24 protein-coding genes are annotated in these 22,995 nt (G+C 73.2%); 17 read left to right on the top strand and 7 right to left on the bottom strand.

Going from position 1 to position 22,995, the window contains the following annotated elements:
* Positions 1-8: 8 nt before the first annotated feature.
* The 4 genes from ACIPW5_RS31740 to ACIPW5_RS31755 all read right to left on the bottom strand — a co-directional run bounded on the left by ACIPW5_RS31740 (position 9) and on the right by ACIPW5_RS31755 (position 3,364).
* Entirely contained in the window at positions 9-272 is a 264-nt protein-coding gene (locus tag ACIPW5_RS31740; protein ID WP_401252331.1) for a Txe/YoeB family addiction module toxin, read from the bottom strand.
* A complete protein-coding gene (locus tag ACIPW5_RS31745; RefSeq protein WP_401252334.1) occupies positions 269-541 on the bottom strand; it encodes a type II toxin-antitoxin system Phd/YefM family antitoxin in 273 nt (90 codons plus the stop codon). The genes ACIPW5_RS31740 and ACIPW5_RS31745 overlap by 4 nt, the downstream gene beginning before the upstream one ends.
* A 156-nt stretch (positions 542-697) precedes the next feature.
* The gene (locus ACIPW5_RS31750; RefSeq protein ID WP_401252337.1) at positions 698-1,969 is read right to left on the bottom strand and encodes an SH3 domain-containing protein; all 1,272 of its coding nucleotides are present in this window, start codon (positions 1,967-1,969) and stop codon (positions 698-700) included.
* 93 nt (positions 1,970-2,062) lie between these two features.
* Positions 2,063-3,364 carry an MFS transporter gene (locus ACIPW5_RS31755; protein ID WP_401252340.1) on the bottom strand — a complete coding sequence of 434 codons (1,302 nt, stop codon included), beginning with the start codon at positions 3,362-3,364 and terminating at the stop codon, positions 2,063-2,065.
* Between the two features lie 84 nt (positions 3,365-3,448).
* Between ACIPW5_RS31755 and ACIPW5_RS31760 the strand changes: the two genes are divergently transcribed.
* From ACIPW5_RS31760 to ACIPW5_RS31780, 5 genes are all read left to right on the top strand, one after another.
* Positions 3,449-4,417, top strand: a complete 969-nt coding sequence (locus ACIPW5_RS31760; RefSeq protein ID WP_401252343.1) for a LysR family transcriptional regulator — start codon at positions 3,449-3,451, stop codon at positions 4,415-4,417.
* 105 nt (positions 4,418-4,522) lie between these two features.
* Positions 4,523-5,905 carry a nitrate/nitrite transporter gene (locus ACIPW5_RS31765; RefSeq protein WP_401252345.1) on the top strand — a complete coding sequence of 461 codons (1,383 nt, stop codon included), beginning with the start codon at positions 4,523-4,525 and terminating at the stop codon, positions 5,903-5,905.
* Between the two features lie 188 nt (positions 5,906-6,093).
* The gene (locus ACIPW5_RS31770) at positions 6,094-7,245 is read left to right on the top strand and encodes a uroporphyrinogen-III synthase (protein WP_401252348.1); all 1,152 of its coding nucleotides are present in this window, start codon (positions 6,094-6,096) and stop codon (positions 7,243-7,245) included.
* A 9-nt stretch (positions 7,246-7,254) separates the two neighbouring features.
* Positions 7,255-7,803 (top strand): GNAT family N-acetyltransferase, encoded by a 549-nt coding sequence (locus tag ACIPW5_RS31775; RefSeq protein ID WP_401252351.1) that lies wholly within the window; start codon positions 7,255-7,257, stop codon positions 7,801-7,803.
* Positions 7,804-7,897: 94 nt separating this feature from the next.
* Positions 7,898-8,503, top strand: a complete 606-nt coding sequence (locus tag ACIPW5_RS31780) for a CGNR zinc finger domain-containing protein (protein WP_401252354.1) — start codon at positions 7,898-7,900, stop codon at positions 8,501-8,503.
* Positions 8,504-9,627: 1,124 nt separating this feature from the next.
* Here the strand turns inward: ACIPW5_RS31780 and ACIPW5_RS31785 are convergent.
* Positions 9,628-10,203, bottom strand: a complete 576-nt coding sequence (locus tag ACIPW5_RS31785; RefSeq protein WP_401252356.1) for a GNAT family N-acetyltransferase — start codon at positions 10,201-10,203, stop codon at positions 9,628-9,630.
* Positions 10,204-10,372: 169 nt separating this feature from the next.
* Between ACIPW5_RS31785 and ACIPW5_RS31790 the strand changes: the two genes are divergently transcribed.
* Positions 10,373-11,188, top strand: coding sequence for an alpha/beta hydrolase (locus ACIPW5_RS31790; protein ID WP_401252359.1), 816 nt, complete (start codon positions 10,373-10,375; stop codon positions 11,186-11,188).
* On the opposite strand, the gene ACIPW5_RS31795 is transcribed toward ACIPW5_RS31790, so the two are convergent.
* Positions 11,185-12,408 carry an XRE family transcriptional regulator gene (locus ACIPW5_RS31795; RefSeq protein WP_401252361.1) on the bottom strand — a complete coding sequence of 408 codons (1,224 nt, stop codon included), beginning with the start codon at positions 12,406-12,408 and terminating at the stop codon, positions 11,185-11,187. The genes ACIPW5_RS31790 and ACIPW5_RS31795 overlap by 4 nt on opposite strands.
* Positions 12,409-12,787: 379 nt before the next feature.
* Here ACIPW5_RS31795 and ACIPW5_RS31800 point away from each other — a divergent pair, with 379 nt between their 5' ends.
* Positions 12,788-13,042 carry a hypothetical protein gene (locus ACIPW5_RS31800; RefSeq protein WP_401252364.1) on the top strand — a complete coding sequence of 85 codons (255 nt, stop codon included), beginning with the start codon at positions 12,788-12,790 and terminating at the stop codon, positions 13,040-13,042.
* A gap of 562 nt (positions 13,043-13,604) precedes the next feature.
* Here the strand turns inward: ACIPW5_RS31800 and ACIPW5_RS31805 are convergent.
* The gene (locus ACIPW5_RS31805) at positions 13,605-14,726 is read right to left on the bottom strand and encodes a threonine aldolase family protein (RefSeq protein WP_401252366.1); all 1,122 of its coding nucleotides are present in this window, start codon (positions 14,724-14,726) and stop codon (positions 13,605-13,607) included.
* 147 nt (positions 14,727-14,873) lie between these two features.
* On the opposite strand from ACIPW5_RS31805, the gene ACIPW5_RS31810 reads away from it, so the two are divergent.
* The 10 genes from ACIPW5_RS31810 (at position 14,874) to ACIPW5_RS31855 (ending at position 22,986) form a co-directional block, all read left to right on the top strand.
* Positions 14,874-15,788 carry a Rossmann-like and DUF2520 domain-containing protein gene (locus tag ACIPW5_RS31810; RefSeq protein WP_401252369.1) on the top strand — a complete coding sequence of 305 codons (915 nt, stop codon included), beginning with the start codon at positions 14,874-14,876 and terminating at the stop codon, positions 15,786-15,788.
* The gene (panC, locus tag ACIPW5_RS31815) at positions 15,785-16,789 is read left to right on the top strand and encodes a pantoate--beta-alanine ligase (RefSeq protein ID WP_401252372.1); all 1,005 of its coding nucleotides are present in this window, start codon (positions 15,785-15,787) and stop codon (positions 16,787-16,789) included. The genes ACIPW5_RS31810 and panC overlap by 4 nt, the downstream gene beginning before the upstream one ends.
* Entirely contained in the window at positions 16,786-18,525 is a 1,740-nt protein-coding gene (locus ACIPW5_RS31820) for an L-aspartate oxidase (RefSeq protein ID WP_401252375.1), read from the top strand. The genes panC and ACIPW5_RS31820 overlap by 4 nt, the downstream gene beginning before the upstream one ends.
* 2 nt (positions 18,526-18,527) lie before the next feature.
* Positions 18,528-19,496: a carboxylating nicotinate-nucleotide diphosphorylase gene (gene nadC, locus ACIPW5_RS31825; protein WP_401252478.1), complete on the top strand. Its 969-nt coding sequence runs from the start codon at positions 18,528-18,530 to the stop codon at positions 19,494-19,496.
* Positions 19,497-19,500: 4 nt separating this feature from the next.
* Positions 19,501-20,310: a type III pantothenate kinase gene (locus ACIPW5_RS31830; RefSeq protein ID WP_401252378.1), complete on the top strand. Its 810-nt coding sequence runs from the start codon at positions 19,501-19,503 to the stop codon at positions 20,308-20,310.
* A 169-nt stretch (positions 20,311-20,479) separates the two neighbouring features.
* Positions 20,480-21,232 carry a GntR family transcriptional regulator gene (locus ACIPW5_RS31835; RefSeq protein ID WP_401252381.1) on the top strand — a complete coding sequence of 251 codons (753 nt, stop codon included), beginning with the start codon at positions 20,480-20,482 and terminating at the stop codon, positions 21,230-21,232.
* A gap of 137 nt (positions 21,233-21,369) precedes the next feature.
* Complete coding sequence (locus tag ACIPW5_RS31840) at positions 21,370-21,561, top strand: DUF397 domain-containing protein (protein WP_401252384.1); 192 nt, start codon at positions 21,370-21,372, stop codon at positions 21,559-21,561.
* Positions 21,562-21,650: 89 nt separating this feature from the next.
* Complete coding sequence (locus ACIPW5_RS31845; RefSeq protein WP_401252386.1) at positions 21,651-22,256, top strand: hypothetical protein; 606 nt, start codon at positions 21,651-21,653, stop codon at positions 22,254-22,256.
* A gap of 14 nt (positions 22,257-22,270) precedes the next feature.
* Entirely contained in the window at positions 22,271-22,438 is a 168-nt protein-coding gene (locus ACIPW5_RS31850) for a hypothetical protein (protein ID WP_401252389.1), read from the top strand.
* Between the two features lie 80 nt (positions 22,439-22,518).
* A complete protein-coding gene (locus tag ACIPW5_RS31855; protein ID WP_401252391.1) occupies positions 22,519-22,986 on the top strand; it encodes a BlaI/MecI/CopY family transcriptional regulator in 468 nt (155 codons plus the stop codon).
* The last annotated feature ends 9 nt before the right edge of the window (positions 22,987-22,995 follow it).

A 22,995-nucleotide genomic window follows, 5' to 3' on the forward strand; every position in this document is an offset into this window, starting at 1 on the left:
GCCCGGTTTCAGTCCGCGTAGTGGTAGCGGGCCTTGAGGACCTTCACTTCCTTGTCATCGGCCCGGTAGACGAGGCGGTGCTCGTCGTCGATCCGGCGGGACCAGTAGCCGGAGAGGTCGCCCTTGAGCGGTTCCGGCTTCCCGATGCCGTCGAAGGGCGTCCGCTGGATCTCGCCGATCAGGCGGGTGATGCGCTTGGCCATCCTCCGGTCCGCGGCGAGCCAGTAGAGGAAGTCCTCCCAGGCGTCGGGGTCGAAGTGGACGCTCCTCACTCCTCACCGGCCAGGGCGCGTAGCTCCTCCATGCTCTTGGCGACGGCGGCCGTGCCCTGCCGGTCGCGCGCGACCGCCTCCATGAGGCGGCGGGCGTTCGCCGGCGAGCGCAGCAGGTACACGGTCTCCTGCCAGGAGTCGTAGTCCTCCGCCGACATGAGGACGGCGTCACCGTTCTTCGAGCTGATGCGCACCGGGGTGTGGTCGTTGTTGACGCGCTCGATCAGGGGGAACAGCGTCTTGCGTGCCTCGCTGGCGCTGATGGGCATGGGCCACACTCCCTCGCACTGGTACCGGAACCCGGTACCGATTATGTACCCGATTCCGGTACGGGTCCATATCCGGGCCCGAGTGCGGTGACGGCGAAGGCCCCGCAGCCGACCGGCTGCGGGGCCTTCGTCATGCCGGGGTGCCGGGCCGGGGGCTCAGCAGTACGGGACCTTGTTGAGGTTCAGGGCGTAGCGGGCGGCGATCCAGCCGCGGCCGTCGGCGAGCTTGTACCAGATCGCGTTGTCGCCGACGGTCTGGCCGTTGACCTTGCACTGGAGCTTCACGACGGTGTTGGCCGGGATCTTGCCGGTCTGCTTGTAGCCCGTGCCGGGGCCGGAGCGGATGCCGAGGCCGTGGCCGGAGGTGACGATGCGGGCCTTCGGGCCGTCCTTGTGGTCGCCCTTGTCGCCCTTCCCGCCCTTGCCGTGGTGGTCGTCCTTGCCGTGGTGGCCGCCGCACTTCTTGCAGGTGCCGTCCTTGCCGGGCTTCCCGGGCTTTCCGTCCTTGCCGGGCTCGCCCTTGGGGCCCTGGGGGCCGGGAGCGCCGTCCTTGCCGTCGTGGCCGTCCCGTCCGGGCCTGCCGTCCTTGCCGGGCTGTCCGGGCTTGCCGTCCCGTCCGGGCTTTCCGTCCTTGCCGGGCTGTCCGGGCCTGCCGTCCTTGCCGTTCTTGCCGTCCTTGCCGGGTTCGCCCTTGTCGCCCTTGTCGCCCTTGGGGCCGCCGCCCGGGCCGGGCTTGCCCTCGGGGCCCTGGGGGCCCTGGGGGCCGGGCTTTCCGTCCTTGCCGTTCTTGCCGGGCTGTCCGGGCTTGCCGTCCTTGCCGGGCTCGCCCTTGTCCCCCTTGTCGCCCTTCTCGCCCTGCGGGCCCGGGCGGCCCGGCTTGCCGTGGTGGCCGGGCTTTCCGTCGTGGCCGTCGTGGCCCGGGCGGCCGTCGTCGCCCTTCGGGCCCGTCACCGGGGTGGACACGGCGAACAGGGCAGGGGCGTCCGTGTCGTTGGACCACTCGCCGCCGTCCAGCGTCGTGCCCTGCGGGGCCTTCGGGTCCACCTTCACGGTCACCGCCAGCCGCGTCTGGGTGTCCGCCGGGAAGGCGAAGCCCGCGCGGGTGCCCGCGTCACAGGTCAGCTGGCGCGCGTCCGCCGAGCGGGAGCACGAGGCGGCCGCCCGCTGCCCGTTCCAGTAGAAGCGGGCCTCCGGGAAGGTGGTCCGCTCCGGGGCGGTGATGCGGAAGGTGCTGCTGCGCGCCGGTTCCTGGCCGTTCACGGCCGCGATGACCACGCGGCCCGTCTGGCCGGGGGCGATGGAGGGGACGTACGGCTGGAAGAACCGGATCTGGGAGGTGTCGGCCAGGGCCGGTACGGCCGGCACCAGGCAGGACGCGGTGACGGCTGCGACGACGAGGGCCGAGGAGACGGAGCGTGAAGCAGGCAAGGGGAGTTCCTCCGCGAAGGGAAGGGCGCTGGGGGAAAGCACCCCCAGTTATGCGGGATCGCGCGGAGGAGTGGTGCGTACCACGCGGGCGCGTCACTCGCCCGCCGGAACAATACGGATAAATCGGGATGTTGCTACCGAGAAGGCCAGGGCGAGCAGGGCCGCGGCGGCCGGGAGGGCGTAGGCCGCCGTGGAGCCCAGCCGGTCGACGGCCTGGCCCGCGCCGGCGGCGCCGACGGAGATGCCCGCCATGATCGCGGTGACGGCGAGGCTCATCCCCTCGTTGAGGCGGCCGCGCGGCGTGGCCCGCTGCACCAGGGCCATCGCGCCCACCATCACCGGCGCCGTCGCCACCCCGGCCAGCAGCAGGGCCCCCGCCAGCAGCGCGAGGGAGCCGGTGGCCGCCGCCGCCCAGGGCAGGGCCATCGCCGCGGCCAGCGCGACCAGGCAGGTCCGCAGGCTCCGCGGGCGGCGGGTGCCGTAGAACAGCCCGGCGGCGCAGGAGCCCGCCGCCTGGAGCGCCAGCACCGGGCCCGAAGCGCCGCCGAGCCCCAGGGCGGCGAGGTGGGCGATCGAGGCCACCTCCATCGAGCCGAACACCGCCCCGGCGGCGAGGAGCGGGCCCAGCAGCGGGAGCAGGGCGCGCAGCGGCGACGGGCCCGGCCCGGCGGCGGGCACCCCGGTCGCCGGGGGCTCGGTGGCCCGGTGCGCGGTGAACACCAGCATCCCGTTGAGCAGCAGGGCCGCCCCGGCGAGGGTGCCCGCCTCCGGGAAGGCGGCGGTGCACAGGAACGCCGCGAGGACCGGGCCCAGCATGAAGCACAGCTCGTCCGCGGCCTGCTCGAACGACATCGCCGTGTGGTGCTCGGACGGGGGCAGCAGGTGGGTCCAGCGGGCCCGGGACATGCCCCCGATGTTGGGGGTCGTCGCCGTGGCCGCGTACGAGGCGAACAGGGTCCACGCCGGGGCCTGCGTACGGACGCACAGCACCAGCGAGAGCGAGCCGAGCACGGCGATCACGGTGGCCGGTACGGCGACCCGGGCCTGCCCGTGGCGGTCGACCAGCCGGGCCGTCCACGGGGCGACGAGGGCGGTGGCCGCCAGCCCGGTGGCGGTGACCGCACCCGCCAGGGCGTACGAGCCGCGCTGCCCGGCGATCATCATCACGGCGCTGACCCCGAACATGCCCATGGGCAGCCGGGCCAGCAGGTTCCCGGCGGTGAACCCGCGCGCGCCGGGGCGGGTGAACAGCCGGGCGTACGGGCCCCGGACACGGGCCGCCGGGCGCGACGGCGGGGAAGGCTGAGGGGAAGACGGCGGGGCGGGTGCGGAGGGCGGCGCGGCCAGGACGAGGGTGCTGCCGGTCACGGTCATGAGCGGGGATTCCTGCGGCATGCCCCGAGCCTGCGGCCCGCCCCCGGCGCCGGTCCAACACCTGTTCCGGGGCCATTCACGCGCCCGCGTTGTTAATCTCCGGGGATGACCGCCCGTGACGTCGACCCCCGCCTGCTGCGCGGCTTCCTCGCGGTCGCCGAGGAACTGCACTTCTCCCGCGCCGCCGCCCGCCTCTACGTCGCCCAGCAGGCCCTCAGCCGCGACGTCCGCCGCCTCGAACAGACCCTCGGCACCCCGCTGTTCCTGCGCACCACCCGCGCCGTCGAGCTCACCGCCGACGGCGAACGGCTGCTGCCCCACGCCCGCGAGGTCCTCCACGCCCACGAAGCCCTCGCCGCCGCCTTCGCCGGATCGCCCCGCGCCCTCCTCGTCGACATGAACACCGACGGCCCCAGCACCGGCCGCCGCATCCTGGAACGCGCCCGCGAACTCGCCCCCGGCTGCGAACTGATGGCCCGCTTCGAGAGCGGCCTCACCCACGCCGCCGGCGAGATCGCCGCCGGCCGCCTCGACGTCGCCTTCGGATACGCCCACGGCCTCGCACCCGCCCTCCGCGCCCGGCTCGACCACCGCCCCGTACGCCACGAACCCCTCGCCGTGCTGCTGCCCGAGGACCACCCGCTGGCCGCCCTGGACCGCGTACCGCTCGCCGCCCTCGCCGGCGAGAGCGTGTACGCCGGAGCCGGGAACCCGCGGACCCTGGAGTGGACCGGGCTGGCCCGCGAGCTCTTCGCCGGGCGCGGCATCGCCGTCGCCCCGCCCGCCCCCGTGGCGATGGGCAAGGAGGAGTTCGTCCGGGTCATGGCCAAGACCCGCACCCCCGTCCTGGCGGCCGTCGGCTTCCTCGACATGCCCGGCAGCGTCAAACGCCCCCTCGTGGACCCCGTACCGCTGTCCCCGCTGTCGATGGTGTGGCGCAAGGGCCTCGACCACCCCGGCCTCGACGCCCTCCACCGCGCCGCCACCGAACTCCAGAACGCCGGCGGCTGGCTGGAAGTCCCCCCGGACAGCTGGCTCCCGGCAGCGCTCACACCCGGCCGGGGCGGCGGGTGAGTGCAAGGTTTCCCCCCGGTCATCCGGCGGGAACCGGGGCCGAAACGCGACCTCCCTAGCCTCCTCACCACGGAGCACGACAGCTGTGGAGGGTGGAGGCGTGTGATGACCGGTACGACGACCGCACCGCGCAGGGGAGGCCGCTGGATCGAGCGGTGGGACCCCGAGGACGAGACGTTCTGGCGGGAGGGCGGGGAGCGGATCGCCCGCCGCAACCTCCTCTACTCCGTGGTCTCCGAACACATCGGCTTCTCGATCTGGTCGCTGTGGTCCGTGATGGTGCTCTTCATGGGCCCGCAGTACGGCATCGACCCGGCCGGCAAGTTCTTCCTCATCGCCACCGCCACCCTCGTCGGCGCCCTCGTCCGCATCCCCTACACCTTCGCCGTCGCCCGCTTCGGCGGACGCAACTGGACCGTCGTCAGCGCCCTCCTGCTGCTCGCGCCGACCATCGCCGCCCTCGTCGTCATGGAACCCGGAACCTCCTACGGCACCTTCCTCGCCGTGGCCGCCCTCACCGGCGTCGGCGGCGGCAACTTCGCCTCCTCCATGACGAACATCAACGCCTTCTTCCCGCTGCGCAAGAAGGGCTGGGCCCTCGGCCTCAACGCCGGCGGCGGCAACATCGGCGTCCCCGTCGTCCAGCTCGCCGCCCTGCTCGTCATCGGCACCGCCGGAGCCGGACACCCCCGGCTGCTGCTGTGGACCTACCTCCCGCTGATCGTGCTCGCCGCCGCCCTGGCCCTCGTACGCATGGACAACCTGGCGCCGGTCAGCAACGACGGCGGAGCCGTCCGCGAGGCCGCCCGGGACGCCCACACCTGGATCATGGCCTTCCTCTACGTCGGCACCTTCGGCTCCTTCATCGGCTACGGCTTCGCCTTCGGGCTCGTCCTCCAGACCCAGTTCGGCCGGACCCCCCTCCAGGCCGCCTCCCTCACCTTCATCGGCCCGCTCCTCGGATCCCTCGTCCGGCCCGTCGGCGGGGCACTCGCCGACCGCTACGGCGGCGCCCGGATCACCCTCGCCACCTTCGTGGCCATGGCCGCCGCGACCGGAGTGGTCCTGCTGGCCTCCGTACGCGCCTCCCTGCCGGTGTTCCTCGTCGGATTCACGGCGCTCTTCGCCCTCAGCGGCCTCGGCAACGGCTCCACCTACAAGATGGTCCCCGGCATCTTCCAGGCCAAGGCCCTCGCCCGCGGCCTCGACGGCGAAGCCGCCGCCGCCCACGGACGGCGGCTGTCCGGTGCCGCCATGGGCCTCATCGGAGCCGTCGGCGCGCTCGGCGGACTCGGCATCAACCTGGTGTTCCGCGCGGCCTTCCAGCAGTCCGGCTCCGGAACGGCCGCCTTCACCACCTTCCTCGGCTTCTACGCGGTGTGCTGCGCGGTCACCTGGGCGGTATACCTTCGCCGGCCCGCCGCCGCCCCGGCCGCCGTCGCCGACGACGGACAGGGGGAGAGGAAAGCCCAGCTCACCTCGGTGTGAGCGGAGACCGGGCTGCTCGCGGGCTGGTTAACCCACCCGAAATGCCGTGGAACCGAGCCTGACACGCCGCGTTGGCAGGCTCGGAACACCCCGGCGCGAGGCACGTCCCCGACCCCGCCGGAACACCCCGGACGGACCCGGCGGCGGCCCCCGACGCAGGACCCCCCAGCGCAAGGCAGGTCACCACGATGGACGACGCTACGCACGGCCCCCTGGCCGGATTCACCGTCGGAGTCACCGCCGCCCGACGGGCGGACGACCTCATCGCCCTGCTGCGCAGGCGCGGAGCCGCCGTCGTCCACGCCCCCGCCCTGCGGATCGTGCCCCTCGCCGACGACAGCGAGCTGATGGCCGCCACCAAGGACCTCGTCGACAACCCGCCCGACGCCGTCGTCGCCACCACCGCCATCGGATTCCGCGGCTGGATCGAAGCCGCCGACGGCTGGGGCACCGGCGAACACCTCCTCGAACGGCTGCGCACCACCGAACTGCTGGCGCGCGGCCCCAAGGTCAAGGGCGCCGTACGCGCCGCCGGACTGGTCGAAGCCTGGTCCCCGCAGTCGGAATCGCTGGCCGAGGTACTGGACCGGCTGCTGGCCGGCGGCGTCGCCGGCCGGCGCATCGCGCTCCAGCTCCACGGGGAGCCGCTCCCCGGATTCGTGGAGGCCCTGCGCGACGGCGGGGCCGAAGTAGTCCCCGTACCCGTCTACCGGTGGATGCCGCCCGAGGACCTCGCACCGCTGGACCGGCTGCTGGACGCCGTCGCCGTCGGAGCCGTCGACGCCGTCAGCTTCACCTCGGCACCCGCCGCCGCCTCCCTGCTCTCCCGCGCCGCCGAACGCGGCCTGCGCGAAGCCGTGCTCGACGCGCTCCGCGGGCCCGTGGCAGCCGCCTGCGTCGGGCCCGTCACCGCCCTGCCGCTCCAGGCAGAAGGCGTCGACACCGTCCAGCCGGAGCGGTTCCGGCTCGGGCCCCTGGTCCAGGTGTTGTGCCGCGAACTCCCCGGCCGGGCCCGGGTCCTGCCCGTCGCCGGACACCGGCTGGAGATCCGGGGCCACGCGGTGCTCGTCGACGACGCGCTGCGCCCGGTCCCGCCCGCCGGGATGGCCCTGCTCGCCGCGCTCGCCCGGCGCCCCGGCTGGGTGGTGTCCCGGGCCGACCTGCTGCGGGCGCTGCCCGGGTCGGGCACCGACGAACACGCCGTCGAGACCGCGATGGCCCGGCTGCGGGCGGCCCTGGGGGCCCCGCGGCTGATCCAGACGGTGGTCAAGCGGGGGTACCGGCTCTCGCTGGACCCGGGGGAGGGCGAGGGCTGGAGCACGGGAACGGGCGTCCGCTAGCGTGCCCGCATGATCATCGACGGGGTGGAGATGAAGGGCCTGGCGGTCGGGCACGCCGCCGCACTGGCCGACGTGCTCACGCGCAACCGGGCCGCCATGGCACCGTACGAGCCCTCGCGGACCGAGGCCTTCTACACCGAGGCCGGGCAGCGCGCACGCATCGAGGCGATGCTGGAGGAGCGCGACGGGGGACGGCTCGTGCCGTACGTGTTCGTGGAGGCGGGCAGCGGTGCCGTCGTCGGGGCGATGAACCTCGGGAGCATCGCGCACGGCCCCCTGTGCAGCGGCGGCGTCGGCTACTGGATCGACCGGGCCTGGCACGGCCGGGGACTGGCCACCGCCGGGCTGGCCGAAGTCGTCCGCGCCGCACGCGAGGACCACGGGCTGCACCGGGTGGAGGCCCAGACCCTCGTCGACAACCGGGCCTCCATGCGCGTCCTCGCCAAGAACGGCTTCACCGAGATCGGCCTCGCGCCCCGCTACCTCCACATCGACGGAGCCTGGCGCGACCACCGCCTCTTCCAGCGCGTCCTGCACGACGAACCACCCGCCTCCTAGGCGCCGCCCGGCCCGCGCGGGGGCTTCCGCTTCACGGCGGCCGACGGCACTCTGGGGAAGGTCCCAGTCCCACGGCGACGAGGCGGTGACGGGCATGTGGACGGGCATGTGGTTCGACTCCGGGCGGGTCTGCCTGGACCTGCTCGCGACGGAGGGCGCCGAAGGGGCCGGTTCCGGATGCCGGGAGGGGATCCGCGACGGCGACGCACTGCGGCTGTGGCTCGTCGGCGCCGGCCTGGTCCCCGACCGGACCCCGCTCACCGGGCTCGGCCCCGACTGGGTGGAGGCCTTCCGCTCGCTGCGCGACGACGTGGGCACCCTCGTCCGCGCCGAACGGGCCGGCACCGCCCCGGACGAGGACGCCCTGGCCCGGGTGAACGCGGCCGCCGCGGGACCGCCCCCGGGCGTGTGCGCGGTACGGGACCGGGAGGGCCACCTGGTCCGGGAACTCTGCGGCGGGGTGGAGTGCGCCGGGATGCTGGCCGCGGTGGCCCGGGACGCGGTGGAGCTCCTCACCGACCCCGGCGACCTGGCCCTGATCCGGTCCTGCGAGGGCGACGGCTGCGGCCGCCTCTACCTGGACACCTCCCGCGGCCACCGCCGCCGGTGGTGCTCCAGCGAACTGTGCGGCAACCGGGAGCGGGTGGCCCGCCACCGGCGCCGGGTGCGGGAGGTGGCGGGGGTGGCGGGGGAGGGGTAGGGGTAGGGGGCTCGCGGTGCGGGCCCGCCATCTCCCCCTCGACCCCCGGACGCCGATCGGCGCCTGCCCACCCGCCTCCCGGGTGCGGGTGGGTCGGCTGGGGGCGGTACTCCCCTGGGCGGTCTCAGGGAGGGTTGGGGGCTTCCCGTCAGTCCCATCGTCCTTCCGGTTCGTGCCGGCCTGTCAAGGGCGCTCCTTCGTCGCGTCGCTACGCGATGGCCTTCGGCCACCCTTGACAGGCCGACCCGCCCCGGAAAGCCGAAAGACTGCCGGGAAACCCCCAAAGAAACGGCACGGTCCATGATCAAGGGACGGGTCTCTCAGCGATGAGGCGAGGGGCCGGGCGCCGGCCCGCCGGGCATCCGAGCCCTCAGCAGCCTCATTCCGCGCCAGGGGCCCGACTACCTGCACGAAAAGTCGATCAGAGCGGCCTGCGGACCACCCAGACGCGACAGATCGCTACGCGCTTCTCTCGTCTCAGCGTCCGGCGACCGCCTTGGGCCGATACCTGCACCAAAAGTCGACCAGAGCAGCGCGGGAGCCCATGAGCGCGTCAGATCGCTACGCGCTCCTCCCGTCTCAGCGTCCGGCAGCCGTCGTGGCTACCACCTGTCAGCCAGCCGCCTGTACCACCACAGCTCTACGCGCCACATGCGCCGGTGGGCGAAGGGATCAGGGAGGGTGCGGCGCAGGAACGTCGCGTCCAGGGGGCGCAGGAGCCGGAGGAGCTCGGCGCGGGCCGGGTGTGGCAGGTTCCCTGAGACTTCGTCGAGCACGTCGCGGGCGTGCCTGACGTCGTCGAAGGAGCAGCCGGAGCAGGAGCACTCCGCCTCCTGCGGGTACAGGGGGCGCCTGCCCGGAGCAAGGAAGTCGCGGTAGCAGCGCAATGCCCGGGCAGTGGCACCCGGGTACAGGTAGTAGTCGGTACTCAGGCGCTCGACGCGGTGCACGGCCAGGCTCGTCCTGGCAGAGAGCCCGTGAATGCGGGGTGGTGGTGCCGGTCTCCAGAGGCGGGGAAGCGGTCCTTCGGCGCGTAGCGCGCCCGGCCGTCTACGCGGCATCGGCCTTTCGACGAATGATCACGCCAGTCATCGTGCCAGTCCGTCTTCCCTCGCGCACCAGGGTTACGCCCCCGGAGGCAGCACCATGGCGTCGTAGACCGGGGATTCCGGGGCGTGCTTGATGCGGCCGATCACCTCGTAGCCCCAGCGCGGGTAGGCGGAGCGGGCGGGCTCGTTGTCGGTGATGCAGGTCAGGGTGGTCCAGGACTCCCTTCGGCCGTGCACCATCGCGTCGTGGAGGGCGCGGCCGAGCCCTTGGCCTGTGTGGGTGGGGAGAACCATCAGCTCCCTCAGCCAGAACACGTCACCTGCGGCGGCAGCCTTCTCGGCTGCTGCGGGGACTTTCTCCTCCTGCAGGAGTGATTCCCACCAAGCCCGGTCCGGGGTGAGGGTCACGCCGTGGACGTATCCGGCCATGGCGCCGTCCGGGAGGTGCGCCGAGACCACCTCGAAGCCCTCCATGTCGTAGGCGGCCTGGAGACGCGATGCGTACGTCGTCACCGCGAAGAACGGATCACCCACGTACGGAGGGGTGTCGTAGACCTCGGAGTACACGGCCAGCAGCTGATCCGTAAGGGAAGAGGCCTGCTCGGGGGCGCGGCGAGTGAAGGTGATCGTGGGATGCGTCCATGCGGTCATGAGAACTCCGTCCAGGCGTCGTATCGGACGACCAACATCGTCCTGCCGAGCGCCCAAGCGCGACAAATCTCCGCGCGCTTCGTTCTTGGTACCCATGGGGAGATACACCCTCGCAGGGGCTGGCCGGTTTGGCGTCCGGGCTGCCCTTGCGCTCTCTACGATCGGGGGCATGGCCTCTGAGTGGGAAGTGCAGTTCCGGTCGCTGGACGGTACGAAGCTGGAGGGAACGGTGGCGGCTCCGTCCACCGTGGGCGCGGCGGGAACGGCCGTGCTGGTGCACGGAGCCGGTGTGACCAGGGAGGAAGGGGGCTTCTTCCGTCGGCTGGCCGAGGGGCTCGCAGCAGTGGGCGTACAGTCCCTGAGGTTCGATCTGCGGGCGCACGGGTCGAGCGGGGGCCGACCCCAGGACATCACCATCGCGGGGGTCGCCAACGACATCCGGGCTGCCGGAGACCACCTTCGCCGGGAGACGGGAGCGGCCGGCCCGCCGCACGTGATCGCAGCGTCCTTCTCGGGTGGAGCGGCCGCCCTGCACGCGGCGTCGAGGCCGCAGGATGTCGAGCGGCTGGTGCTCTTGAACCCGCGCCTGGACTACCGGGACCGCTACGTCGACAGCCGCCCGTACTTCGAGCATGACTACATCTCGGCCACGGCCGCACATGATCTGAACGAGCGCGGCTTCACCGAGAAGTCGCCGTTCGAACTGGGCAGGGCCCTGCACAACGAAGTGTTCCACCTGGATCCGGACACCTACCTGAAGTCGGTCCGGGCGCCGGTCCTCCTGGTGCACGGGACGAAGGACACCTTCGTCCCGGTGGAATCCTCCCGCCGGTACCTGCCCGTCTTCGCCTCCGCAGAGCTGCTGGAGCTGGACGGCGCCCAGCACGGCTTCGCGGTCCACGACGATCCCGGCTACGCCGATCCTCAGACACAGATCTGGCAAGCCCAAGTCATCGACCGGGTGAGCCGGTTCCTGACCGCCTAGACGGTCAGCGCCGTCAACGCCTGCCGAAGTTCGCGTACGGCGGGCCGTCGAGCGTGGGAACGTAGCTGGGCGGCGGTGCGGCGCAGCTCGCCGAGGGCCTGTCCGAAACCGGGAGCAGCGGCGAGGCGCAGCGCGGACATCCCGATGGCGGCAGCCTGCTCGGGTTCACCTGCGGCAGCGAGGGCGCCTGAGAGGTGGGCGGTGAAGAACGCCCGGTCCCTAGGGGCGAACGTGCCATCGGCGAGATGCCGTTGGAGGAGGTCGACGGCGCGGCCCGGCTGGCCGGCCTCGCGGTGGCTGATCGCGCTCTGCGCCATCAGCCGGTCCCGGGTGTATCCCCCGCACAGAGGTCCGGTGCAGCTTGCGGGTTCTGCTTCTCCTGCTCGGTCAAGTGCCTGATGGGCTCGGTCTAGGGTGCGGGCGACGGCGTCCGGTGGTGCTCCGGTGAGGGCCAGAGCGCGGGCTTCCTGCTGAAGGGCCTCGGCCTGGGCCCGGGGCGGCAGGTTCCAGGGGCCGTGGGCGGCTGCATGGGCGAGGTCGAGCATGCGGAGCGCGTCATGGCGATCGGTGGCCTGCGCCTTGCGCAGGAGAACGTAGGCGTGCATGGGACCGTCGCCGGTCACGGTCGCCCACTCGACGGCCCGGTCGTGGAAGAAGACCGTGACGTGCGCCGGGGCACCGGCGTCGCGGTGAAGCCATGCCGTGAACTCCGCCGCCCGCGCGCCGACTGCCAGTAACTCCCTCCGTACGGAAGGGGACGCGTCGCAGGCAAGGTGCTCGACGACCGCCAGGATCTCCATCGCAGCCGGCAGAGCCTGCCGAGGTCCGGTGTTCCCGTCGGCACGCGCCGCCGCGTCCAGAGCTGCACGAAGGTGCCCGGCCAAGGAGTGGTCGCTGTAGCGGCGGGCTTGGGCCAGCGCGGCGACCAGTTGGTCCTGCCCGGCCGGCCCGAGCAGGTGCGCCGCGCTGAGCACGCCCTGCAGGAACGAACGCCTGCGCACCCCACCCTCCTCGGCCTGGTCTGGAATCCCAGTCCTCTCCCTGTGGGGCGGGAGGAAGCCGAGCTGTTCCAGCGGCAGCCCGAACATGGCGCGCAGCACCTTCCTCGCCCCTGTGTTGGGCCAGCCCGGTTTCACCGACTCCCATCGCCGCACCTGCCGTACGTCGATGGTGCCCGGCTCGCCCAGCGCGGCAGCGTGGGCGGCGTAGGCGGAGGCCACGTCGGCCTGGCTGTGCCATCCGCGTTCCAGGCGGGCGGTTCGGAAGGCCGGGTTTCCAGGGCTCCGGGACATTGCTCTCCAAGGGCGTGCTGCAGCTGATCCGCCAGATGCGGAAATGACGCTACTCCCGCGAGATGTCCTCTGATGTGTCCTCGTTGCAATCTGCTGCCGCGCATACGGTCCCGGATGAGAGATCCCCTCCGAGAGAGGCACCGGATGACCCCCGACACCGAGCAGCAGCCTTCCCCGTCGCCTGGCTGCTGCCAACCGTCCGGCCAATTGATCGCCCGTGCCGCGCATGGCCTGGAACGGTTCATCGCCACGTTCCCTCAGCCGAATGACGACAACGGAGAGCTCCCCACCTGCGAAGGGCCGACCGGTGTCTGACTGTTACGAGTACGTGCCGCACCGTCTTCTCCACCGCCGTGTCCGTGACATTGCATCCGGCGTCGAAGGCAGGCTGATGGCCGTGATCAACGAAAACGTCTCCGACAGAGGTGTCGAACGCTGGATGGAGCTGGCTTACATCCGCAACGCCTCGGGCCTCGAATTCACCACCGCTGTCGACAACGTCGAACCCGTCCCAGACCAGCCCAGGACGGTCGGTGGACGCCGAGATCAGAGAAGCGCGTAGCGATCTGTCGCGCTCATGCGTTTCCGCGCTGCCCTGGTCGACTTTTGGTGCAGGTATCAGCCTCGGGCGGTCGTCGGACGCTGAGACGGGAGGAGCGCGTAGCGATCTGTCGCGCTTGGGTGCACGTCAGCGTGCTCTGATCGACTTTTCGTGCAGGTAGTCGCGCCCCTGGCCCCGGACTGGGGCTGGACGGGCCCGGCTGGCGGGCCGGCCGGGGCCCGGCCCCTCGCCTCATCGCTGACGGGCCCGTCCCTGTTCCTCTGGACCGTGCCGTTTCTTTGGGGGTTTCCCGGCAGTCTTTCGGCTTTCCGGGGCGGGTCGGTCTGTCAAGGGTCGCCGAAGGCGATCGCGTAGCGACGCGACGAAGGAGCGCCCTTGACAGGCCGGCACGAACCGGAAGGACGATGGGACTGACGGGAAGCCCCCAACCTGCTCTGAGACCGCCCGAGGGGGTCCCGCCCACCCGGGCACCCACCCGCACCCGGGAGGCGGGTGGGCAGCCACCGACCGGCCGGCGGGGGTCGAGGGGGAGATAGCGGGCCCGGACCGTGAGCCCCCGCCCCTACACCCGCCCCAGGAACCCCGCCGCCGCCTCTCGGACCTCGGCCGCCGTCCAGGACAGGCCCGGCTCCGTGACCTCGACCTCCGTCACCGACAGGCCCGGGGGGCCTTCCGCCGACCAGCGGCGGAACAGGGCCGTGCCCGTTTCCTCCGCCAGGCGGGCGCCCGCCTCCGTGAGGCGGTCGGCGTCGTACGGGAGCCACACCTGGAACTGGTGGGTGTGCGGCACCTCCGGATGGACCCGGGACCACGGGACGCCCGCCTCCGCGAAGGCCTCCCGCAGCGCGCCCGCGACGACCCGGGCCTGCTGCGCGTACGCCGGCAGCCGCGGCAGTTCCCGTTCCAGTCCGGCCAGGGCCGCCAGGGCCTGGGGGAACTGGCGGAAGACCCGGCCCCCGTACCGGTGGCGCCACACCCGGGTCTCCTCCACGAAGTCCCGGGGTCCGGCGAGGCAGGCCCCGCTCAGCCCGCGCAGCGACTTGTAGAAGGAGACGTACACCGAGTCCGCGAGCTGCGCGATCTCCGGCAGCGGCCTGCCGAAGTGGACGGTGGACTCCCACAGCCGGGCCCCGTCGAAGTGGACGACCGCGTCCCGCTCCCGGGCGGCCTCCACCAGCCCCTCCAGCTCCTCCCAGGACGGCAGCAGGAACCCGGCGTCGCGCAGCGGCAGCTCCAGCATCAGCGTGCCGAACGGTTCGGGGTGCTCCCGCACCTCCTGCGGGGTCGGCTGGCGGGGCTCCGTGACCGGGTGGGTGGTCCGCAGCCCGGCCAGCGCCGTCAGGGCCCCGCCCTCCCACTGCTCCGGGTGGCTCATGGGGTGCAGGGCCACGACCGGGTTCCCGGTGCGTCCGGCCCAGCAGCGCAGCGCGATCTGCTGGGCCATCGTCCCCGACGGGAAGAACGCGGCGTCCTCGGTGCCGAGCAGCCCGGCGACCCGCTGCTCCAGGTCGGCGACGACCCCGTCGCCGTAGACGTCCGCCGGGGCGTCCAGGTCGTAGGGGGCGTCGGCGAGTCCGGCGAGCAGTTCCCGGACGGTCTCCTCCCGCCCGCCGTGCGTCAGGGCCCGCCGGGCCCCCTTCCAGGCCGCCACGAGCCGCTTCGTCAGCTCCGCGTCATCGCTCATGCCCCCGATCATCGCGGAAGCGCCCCGGCCCGCGGGGCCCCTTTCCGCCCCCGGCGGGCCTGACCGGCACCGGGCCGGGGAAAGGGCCTAGCATGGCGACGTATCGTCCGGTACCCCCCGCGGACTGGAACGGAAGGCCCTCACCGCGTGAACTCATCCCAGGAACCGCGCCCCGCCCGGCTCACCGTCGGAGTCGTCGGCGCGGGCCGCGTCGGCCCCGCGCTGGCGCGTGCGCTGCAGCAGGCCGGGCACCGTCCCGTCGCCGTGTCCGGGGTGTCCGACGCCTCCCGGCGCCGGGCCGAGCGGATGCTGCCGGACGTGCCGCTGGTGTCCCCGGCGCAGGTGCTGGAGCGGTCCGAGCTGGTGCTGCTCACGGTGCCCGACGACGCCCTGCCGGGCCTGGTGGAGGGCCTCGCGGAGACGGGTTCCGTGCGTCCCGGGCAGCTCCTCGTGCACACCTCGGGGCGTTACGGGGCGGCCGTGCTGGACCCCGCGCGGCGCGCGGGTGCGCTCCCGCTGGCCCTGCACCCGGCGATGACCTTCACCGGTACCGAGGTGGACGTGCAGCGCCTGGCCGGGTGCTCCTTCGGCGTGACCGCCCCGGGCGAGCTGCGGCTGGCGGCGGAGGCCCTGGTCATCGAGATGGGCGGGGAGCCCGAGTGGATCGCGGAGGAGAGCCGTCCGCTCTACCACGCGGCCCTCGCCCTGGGCGCGAACCACCTGGTCACCCTGGTCGCCCAGGCCATGGAGCTGCTGCGCACCGCGGGCGTCGAGCACCCCGACCGGATGCTCGGCCCGCTGCTGGGCGCGGCCCTGGACAACGCCCTGCGCTCCGGCGACGCCGCCCTCACCGGGCCGGTGGCCCGCGGGGACGCCGGCACCGTCGCCGCGCACGTCTCGGAACTGCGCAAGCACGCTCCGGCCACCGTCGCCGGATACCTGGCGATGGCCCGTACGACCGCGGACCGGGCCCTCGCGCACGGCCTGCTCAAGCCCGAACTGGCCGAGGACCTCCTCGGCGTGCTCGCGGACCCCGCCGACCCGAAGGACTCCGAGCGATGACCGGCCCGCTCCAGCTGCTGAACACCGGCGAAGAGCTCCACAAGCTCCCGCGCACCGGCCGCCGGGCCGTGGTGATGACCATGGGCGCCCTGCACGAGGGCCACGCCACCCTCGTCCGCACGGCCCGCGAGGCGGTGGGGCCGGAGGGCCAGGTGGTGGTGACCGTCTTCGTCAACCCCCTCCAGTTCGGGGCGAACGAGGACCTCGACCGCTACCCGCGCACCCTCGACGCCGACCTGCGGATCTCCGAAGAAGCCGGTGCCGACGCCGTGTTCGCGCCCTCCGTCGACGAGGTCTACCCGGGCGGCGACCCGCAGGTGCGGATCACCGCCGGGCCGATGGGGGAGCGCCTCGAAGGCGCCACCCGTCCCGGGCACTTCGACGGCATGCTGACCGTCGTCGCCAAGCTGCTCCACCTGACCCGCCCGGACCTGGCCCTCTTCGGCCAGAAGGACGCCCAGCAACTGGCCCTGATCCGGCGCATGGTGACCGACCTGAACTTCCCCGTCGAGGTGGCGGGCGTACCCACGGTCCGGGAGGACGACGGGCTCGCCCTGTCCTCCCGCAACCGCTACCTCGGCCCGGTGGAGCGCCGTACCGCGCTGGCCCTGTCCCGGGCCCTGTTCGCGGGCCGGGACCGGCTCGCCGCGCAGGCCGCGCTGTGCGCCCGCGCGGAGGCGGCCCCCGCCAGCGACGGGCGCGCCACCGCCCTGGCCCGGCTCGGCGAGATCCGTGCCTCCGCCGACGCCCACGCCGTGTCGGCGGCGGGCGGCGGCACCGGTCTGCCGGACGCCGTACGGGCCGCCGCGCGGCACGTGCTGGAGGAGGCGGGCCGGCAGGAGCCGCCGCTGGTCCTGGACTACCTGGCCCTGGTGGACCCGCAGGACTTCACCGACGTCGGCCCCGACTTCACCGGACACGCCGTACTGGCCGTCGCGGCGAAGGTCGGCACGACCCGGCTGATCGACAACATCCCATTGGAGTTCGGAGCACACGCGTGAGCACCACAGGCAACCCAGGCAACGCGGCCGCCGCCGGTACCGGCATACGGCTGCACGCCCCCGCCCCCGGCTGGTCCGTCGACGCGGACGTCGTGGTCGTCGGTTCCGGCGTCGCGGGCCTGACGGCCGCGCTGCGCTGCGCCGCCGCGGGCCGCCGTACGGTCGTGGTCACCAAGGCGCGGCTCGACGACGGCTCCACCCGCTGGGCGCAGGGCGGCATCGCGGCCGCGCTCGGCGAGGGCGACACCCCCGAGCAGCACCTGGACGACACCCTCGTCGCGGGCGCCGGCCTGTGCGACGAGGCGGCCGTACGGCTGCTGGTCACCGAGGGGCCGGACGCGGTGCGCCGGCTGATCGCCGCGGGCGCCGTCTTCGACACCTCCGCCGAGACCGGCGAGATCGAGCTGACCCGCGAGGGCGGGCACCACCGCCGCCGCATCGCGCACGCGGGCGGTGACGCGACGGGTGCGGAGATCTCCCGCGCCCTGGTCGAGGCCGTGCACGCGGCGGGCATCCGCACCGTGGAGAACGCGCTGGTCCTGGACCTGCTCCAGGACGCGGAGGGCCGTACGGCCGGCGTCACCCTGCACGTGATGGGCGAGGGCCAGCACGACGGCGTCGGCGCCGTCCACGCGCCCGCGGTGATCCTGGCGACCGGCGGCATGGGCCAGGTGTTCTCGGCGACGACGAACCCGGCCGTCTCCACGGGCGACGGGGTGGCCCTGGCGCTGCGGGCCGGCGCCGAGGTCTCCGACCTGGAGTTCGTCCAGTTCCACCCGACGGTCCTCTTCCTCGGCCCGGACGCCGAGGGCCAGCAGCCGCTGGTGTCGGAGGCGGTCCGCGGCGAGGGCGCGTACCTGGTCGACGCGGACGGGGTCCGCTTCATGGTGGGCCAGCACGAGCTCGCCGAGCTGGCGCCGCGGGACATCGTCGCCAAGGGCATCATGCGGCGCATGCAGGAGCAGGACGCCCGGCACATGTACCTGGACGCCCGGCACTTCGGGGCGCAGATGTGGGAGAACCGGTTCCCCACGATCCTGGCGGCCTGCCGGGCCCACGGCATCGACCCGGTGACCGAGCCGATCCCGGTCGCCCCGGCCGCGCACTACGCCTCGGGCGGCGTACGCACCGACCTGCACGGCCGCACGACCGTGCCCGGCCTGTACGCCTGCGGGGAGGTGGCCTGCACCGGTGTCCACGGCGCGAACCGGCTGGCCTCCAACTCCCTGCTGGAGGGCCTGGTCTTCGCCGAGCGGATCGCCGAGGACATCGCCGCGCACCCGCCCGTGGGCAGCGGCCCGGGGATACCGGTGCCCGCCACCGGTCCGCTCCAGCCGGCCGAGGCCCGGTACGAGGTCCAGCGCATCATGACGGACGGCGCGGGCGTGCTCCGCTCCGCCGGGTCCCTCGCGGCGGCCGCGGAGGCGCTGGAGACCCTGTACACGACGGCCCTCGGCGAGCTGGAGAACCGGGGCAAGACCGCCGTGCCGGGCGTGGAGACCTGGGAGGCGACCAACCTGCTGTGCGTGGCCCGCGTCCTGGTGGCCGCCGCCCAGCGGCGGGCCGAGACCCGCGGCTGCCACTGGCGCGAGGACCACCCCGACCGGGACGACGCCGGCTGGCGCCGCCACCTCGTGGTGCGGCTGTCGAGCACCGAGCGGCGGGCGCTGGTCGTCACCCCCACCGACTCCGCGGACTTCCCGTCCGTACACCACCCCCTCAGCCTGGAGAAGTGACCGTGAGCACCCCCGAACTCCCCCTGATCGAGCAGAACGAAGGCGGCTGCGGCGACGACTGCGGCTGCGGCGACGGCGAGGAGACCGGCCTGGACCCGGCGCTCGCCCAGCTCCTCGTCGACGCGGGCCTGGACCCGATCGAGGTCGAGGACATCGCGCACATGGCGCTGTCCGAGGACCTGGACGGCGGGGTCGACGTGACCACCGTCGCGACCGTCTCCGAAGAGGCCGAGGCCATCGCGGACTTCGTGGCCCGCGAGGCCGGCGTCGTGGCGGGCCTGCGGATCGCCGAGGCCGTGTTCTCCGTCGTCTGCACGGAGGCCTTCGAGGTCGAGCGGCACGCCGAGGACGGCGACAAGGTCGAGGCCGGCCAGCTGCTGCTGTCGGTGCGCTCCCGCACCCGCGACCTGCTGACCGCCGAGCGCAGCGCCCTGAACATCCTGTGCCGGCTGTCCGGCATCGCGACGGCCACCCGCCGCTGGGCGGACGTCCTGGAGGGCACGAAGGCCAAGGTCCGCGACACCCGCAAGACCACCCCGGGTCTGCGGTCGCTGGAGAAGTACGCGGTCCGCTGCGGCGGCGGCGTCAACCACCGCATGTCGCTGTCGGACGCGGCGCTGGTCAAGGACAACCACGTGGTCGCGGCGGGCGGTGTCGCGCAGGCCTTCAAGGCCGTGCGCGAGGCCTTCCCGGACGTGCCGGTGGAGGTCGAGGTCGACACGATGCACCAGGTCCGCGAGGTCGTGGACGCGGGCGCCGACCTGATCCTGCTGGACAACTTCACCGTCCCGGAGACGGAGGAGGCCGTGACCATCGTCGCGGGCCGCGCGGTCCTGGAGTCCTCGGGCCGGCTGACCCTGGAGACGGCCCGCGCGTACGCGGAGACCGGTGTGGACTTCCTGGCGGTCGGCGCGCTGACGCACTCCTCGCCGATCCTGGACATCGGCCTCGACCTGCGCGAGGCGGTGTAAGCCGATGCTGCTCACCATCGACGTGGGCAACACCCACACGGTCCTGGGCCTGTTCGACGGCGAGGAGATCGTCGAGCACTGGCGGGTGTCGACCGACCCGCGCCGCACGGCGGACGAGCTGGCCGTCCTGCTGCAGGGTCTGATGGGGATGCACCCGATGCTCGGCAGCGAGCTGGGCGACGGGATCCACGGCATCGCGATCTGCTCGACGGTGCCGTCGGTCCTGCACGAGCTGCGCGAGGTCACCCGCCGCTACTACGGCGACGTGCCGGCGATCGTGGTGGAGCCCGGCGTGAAGACGGGCGTGCCGATCCTGATGGACAACCCGAAGGAGGTCGGCGCGGACCGCATCGTCAACGCGGCCGCGGCGGTCGAGCTGTACGGGGGTCCGGCGATCGTCGTCGACCTCGGTACGGCGACCACCTTCGACGCGGTGTCCGTGCGGGGCGAGTACGTGGGCGGGGTGATCTCCCCGGGCATCGAGATCTCGATGGAGGCGCTCGGGATGCGCGGCGCCCTGCTGCGCAAGATCGAGCTGGCCCGGCCGCGGAACGTGATCGGCAAGTCCACGGTCGAGGCGATGCAGTCGGGCGTGGTCTACGGGTTCGCGGGCCAGGTCGACGGGATCGTGCACCGCATCGCCCGGGACCTGGTGGGCCCGGACGGCGACCCGGACGACGTCCGCGTCATCGCGACGGGCGGGCTGGCCCCGGTCATCCTCGGGGAGACCACGGTGATCGACGAGCACGAGCCGTGGCTGACGCTGATCGGGCTGCGCCTCGTGTACGAGCGCAACGCGCCCAGCTTCGGCTGACACGGCCGCCGGTCCGGCCGCCGGTGGGGTCCCGCGTACGGCGGGGCCCCACCGCGCGGTTGCGGTCCGTCATGCGGAATCCTCAGCTTGAACCTGATCGGTTAGCTTGTCGGCGTCGGACGCACACCCTCGCGCAGCGGCACAGCCGAGACGGCACAGGACGGCCCAAATGCCCCGTAAATCACCGTACTTGCAGGTGGTCGCATCACTCCGGACCCGCATCGAGGCGGGTGAATGGGCGATAGGCGACAGGCTCCCCTCGCGCGCCCGGTTCGCGGAGGAGTACTCCGTCGGGCAGGGCGTCACCCAGCGGGCCATGGAGCAGCTGATCATCGAGGGCTTCCTCGAAGGCCGCGCCGGCTCCGGCACCTACGTGCGCACCCCGCGCCGGCGCATGCGGATGCTCCGCACCCGCCGCCGGGTCCCCGGCTCCGGCAACACCTTCCGCTCCGAGGCCGCCGCGCACGGCATCGCGGCGTCCTGGGAGTTCAAGACCCTGCCGCAGGTCCCGGCACCCGACCGGATCGCGGCCCGGCTGGCCGTCGAGCCGGGCTCCCCCTGCGTGCTGACCCGCTACGAGTTCATGGCCGACGGCAGCCCTGCCGAACTCTCCGAGTCCTGGGAGCCCCTGGCCATCACCTCCGGGACCCCGATCGTGCTGCCGGAGGTGGGAGAGCTCCGCGGCGCCGGGGTCGTGGCGCGCATGCGTTCCATCGGCATCAACGTCACGTCCGTGGTGGAGGTTCCGCGCCCCGCCCGCGCCAACCAGAACCAGGCCAACCTCCTGGGGATCAGCCTCGGCGCCATGATCACCCGGGTCGAGCGCACCTACCTCGACTCCGACGGCCGCCCCGTGGAGACCGCCGACCTGGTCATCCCCGACTCCCGCTACGAGATCGCGTACGCCTTCCCGGTGGAGTGACCGGGGGCGCGTATTGTGAACGGCCGTACTTTCCGACGACCGGGTTTTTTTACCGGAACTGGCCGGAGTGTGCCTCTCGTGGAGATAGCGTCACGCTCGAGAAGCACCGCGACCTCGTCCACTGCGGAGGAGACACCATGACCGCGAACGCTCGACCCGACTGGCGCAAATCGTCCTACTGCGGCGCCGGCGACGCCTGCGTCTACGTGGCGGCCGCGCCCGGCACCCTGGTGCGCGTGGCCGACCGGGCCGACCCGGCGCACCTGGTGATGGCGACCACCCACGCCGCCTGGGCGCAATTCGTGGAAGCCGTCAAAGAGTCCGGCTGATCCGCCCGGAGGGGGCGGCGTGGATCCACGCCGCGCCGCAATCCCGCACCCTCAGGGGATTTTGTCCGATTAGCGCGTATCTTCGCCCCATGCCCACGCCCTACGGATCCCGCGGCGGCATGGCGTTCAGCGCCGCCGAGCTGCACGTGCTCAGGCGTTCCCTCGCCCACGCCCTCCAGTCCTCCACGGCCCCCCTGACCGCTCCCGAGGTCCAGGACTGCCTGCGCCTCGCGGCGTCGGTGGACGACGCCGTCCTGGAGGCGGGCCGGCTCAGAGCCTTCCTGCTCGACGATCTCGCCCGGTACCGGGCGGCCCTCCCCGGGAGCCTGTCCGGCTATCTGGAGCTCCTCCAGGACGCCCTGGCCGCCGGCTACGAGCCCCTGCCCGACGACCTGGCCGCCCTGCGCGCCCTGCGGGCCAACCCGGTCGCGGGCGCCGTGCTGGAACGGGCCCGGGCCGTCGCCGGGCACTCCGTGCGCCGCAGGCTCGCCACCGGGACCGCTCCCGCGGCCGCCCCCGCGCCGCGCACCCGGCTGCTGGCCCTGGCCGGCGGCAAGGAGCAGCCGACACCGCCCCCGCCGAAGCCCGTCCCGGCGAAGGAGCCGCCGGCCCGCCCGGTGCCCACGCCGGGCGAGGTGTTCCCGCCGCGCCGCAAGCCCACCCCGCCCCCGGCGGCCGGACGCGCGGCGGTGTAGCTACGCTTGGGGGCATGGACTACGTCTCCGCGCTCGTGCCCCCCTTCGTGATGGCCGCGTTCTTCATCGCACTCGTCGTGACGATCGTGAAGACCCAGGGCGGGGCCAACAAGGCCAAGGAAGACGAGGCCGTCGACGCCGCGCTCGCCCGCGCCGAGTCCGGCCAGCAGTCGCAGAAGTGAAGTAACCCCGGCCGGGTTTTCCACCGCGCGTTGCGGCGAATAGTCGGGCAATTCGCCGCAATCGGCACTATTGTGCTGCTGTGCCTCGCCCCTTGGGAGAACTCGAAGACGCAGTGATGACGCGGGTGTGGCAGTGGAACCGCCCGGTCACCGTCCGGGAAGTCCTGGAAGACCTCCAGCAGGAACGGTCCATCGCGTACACCACGGTCATGACCGTTATGGACAATCTCCATCAGAAGGGCTGGGTCCGCCGGGAAGCCGAAGGCCGCGCCTATCGATATACGGCGGTCTCCACCCGCGCCGCGTACTCGGCCGCCCTCATGAACGAGGCCTGGTCGACCAGCGACAGCCCCGCGGCCGCCCTCGTCGCCTTCTTCGGCATGATGTCCCCCGAACAGCGCGAGGCCCTCCGGGACGCCGTGCGCATCGTCCAGCACGACGAACCCGAACACGCACCCGAACACGGGAACGCACCGGCCGGCGAGGACCCGTCGAGGGCCGCGCCGGAAGGGGACTCCGGCGCGCAGGAGACCGACCCGGGGCGATAGCGTCCGGGT

This window comes from Streptomyces sp. NPDC090077 (assembly GCF_044747545.1).
Taxonomy (GTDB): Bacteria; Actinomycetota; Actinomycetes; order Streptomycetales; family Streptomycetaceae; genus Streptomyces.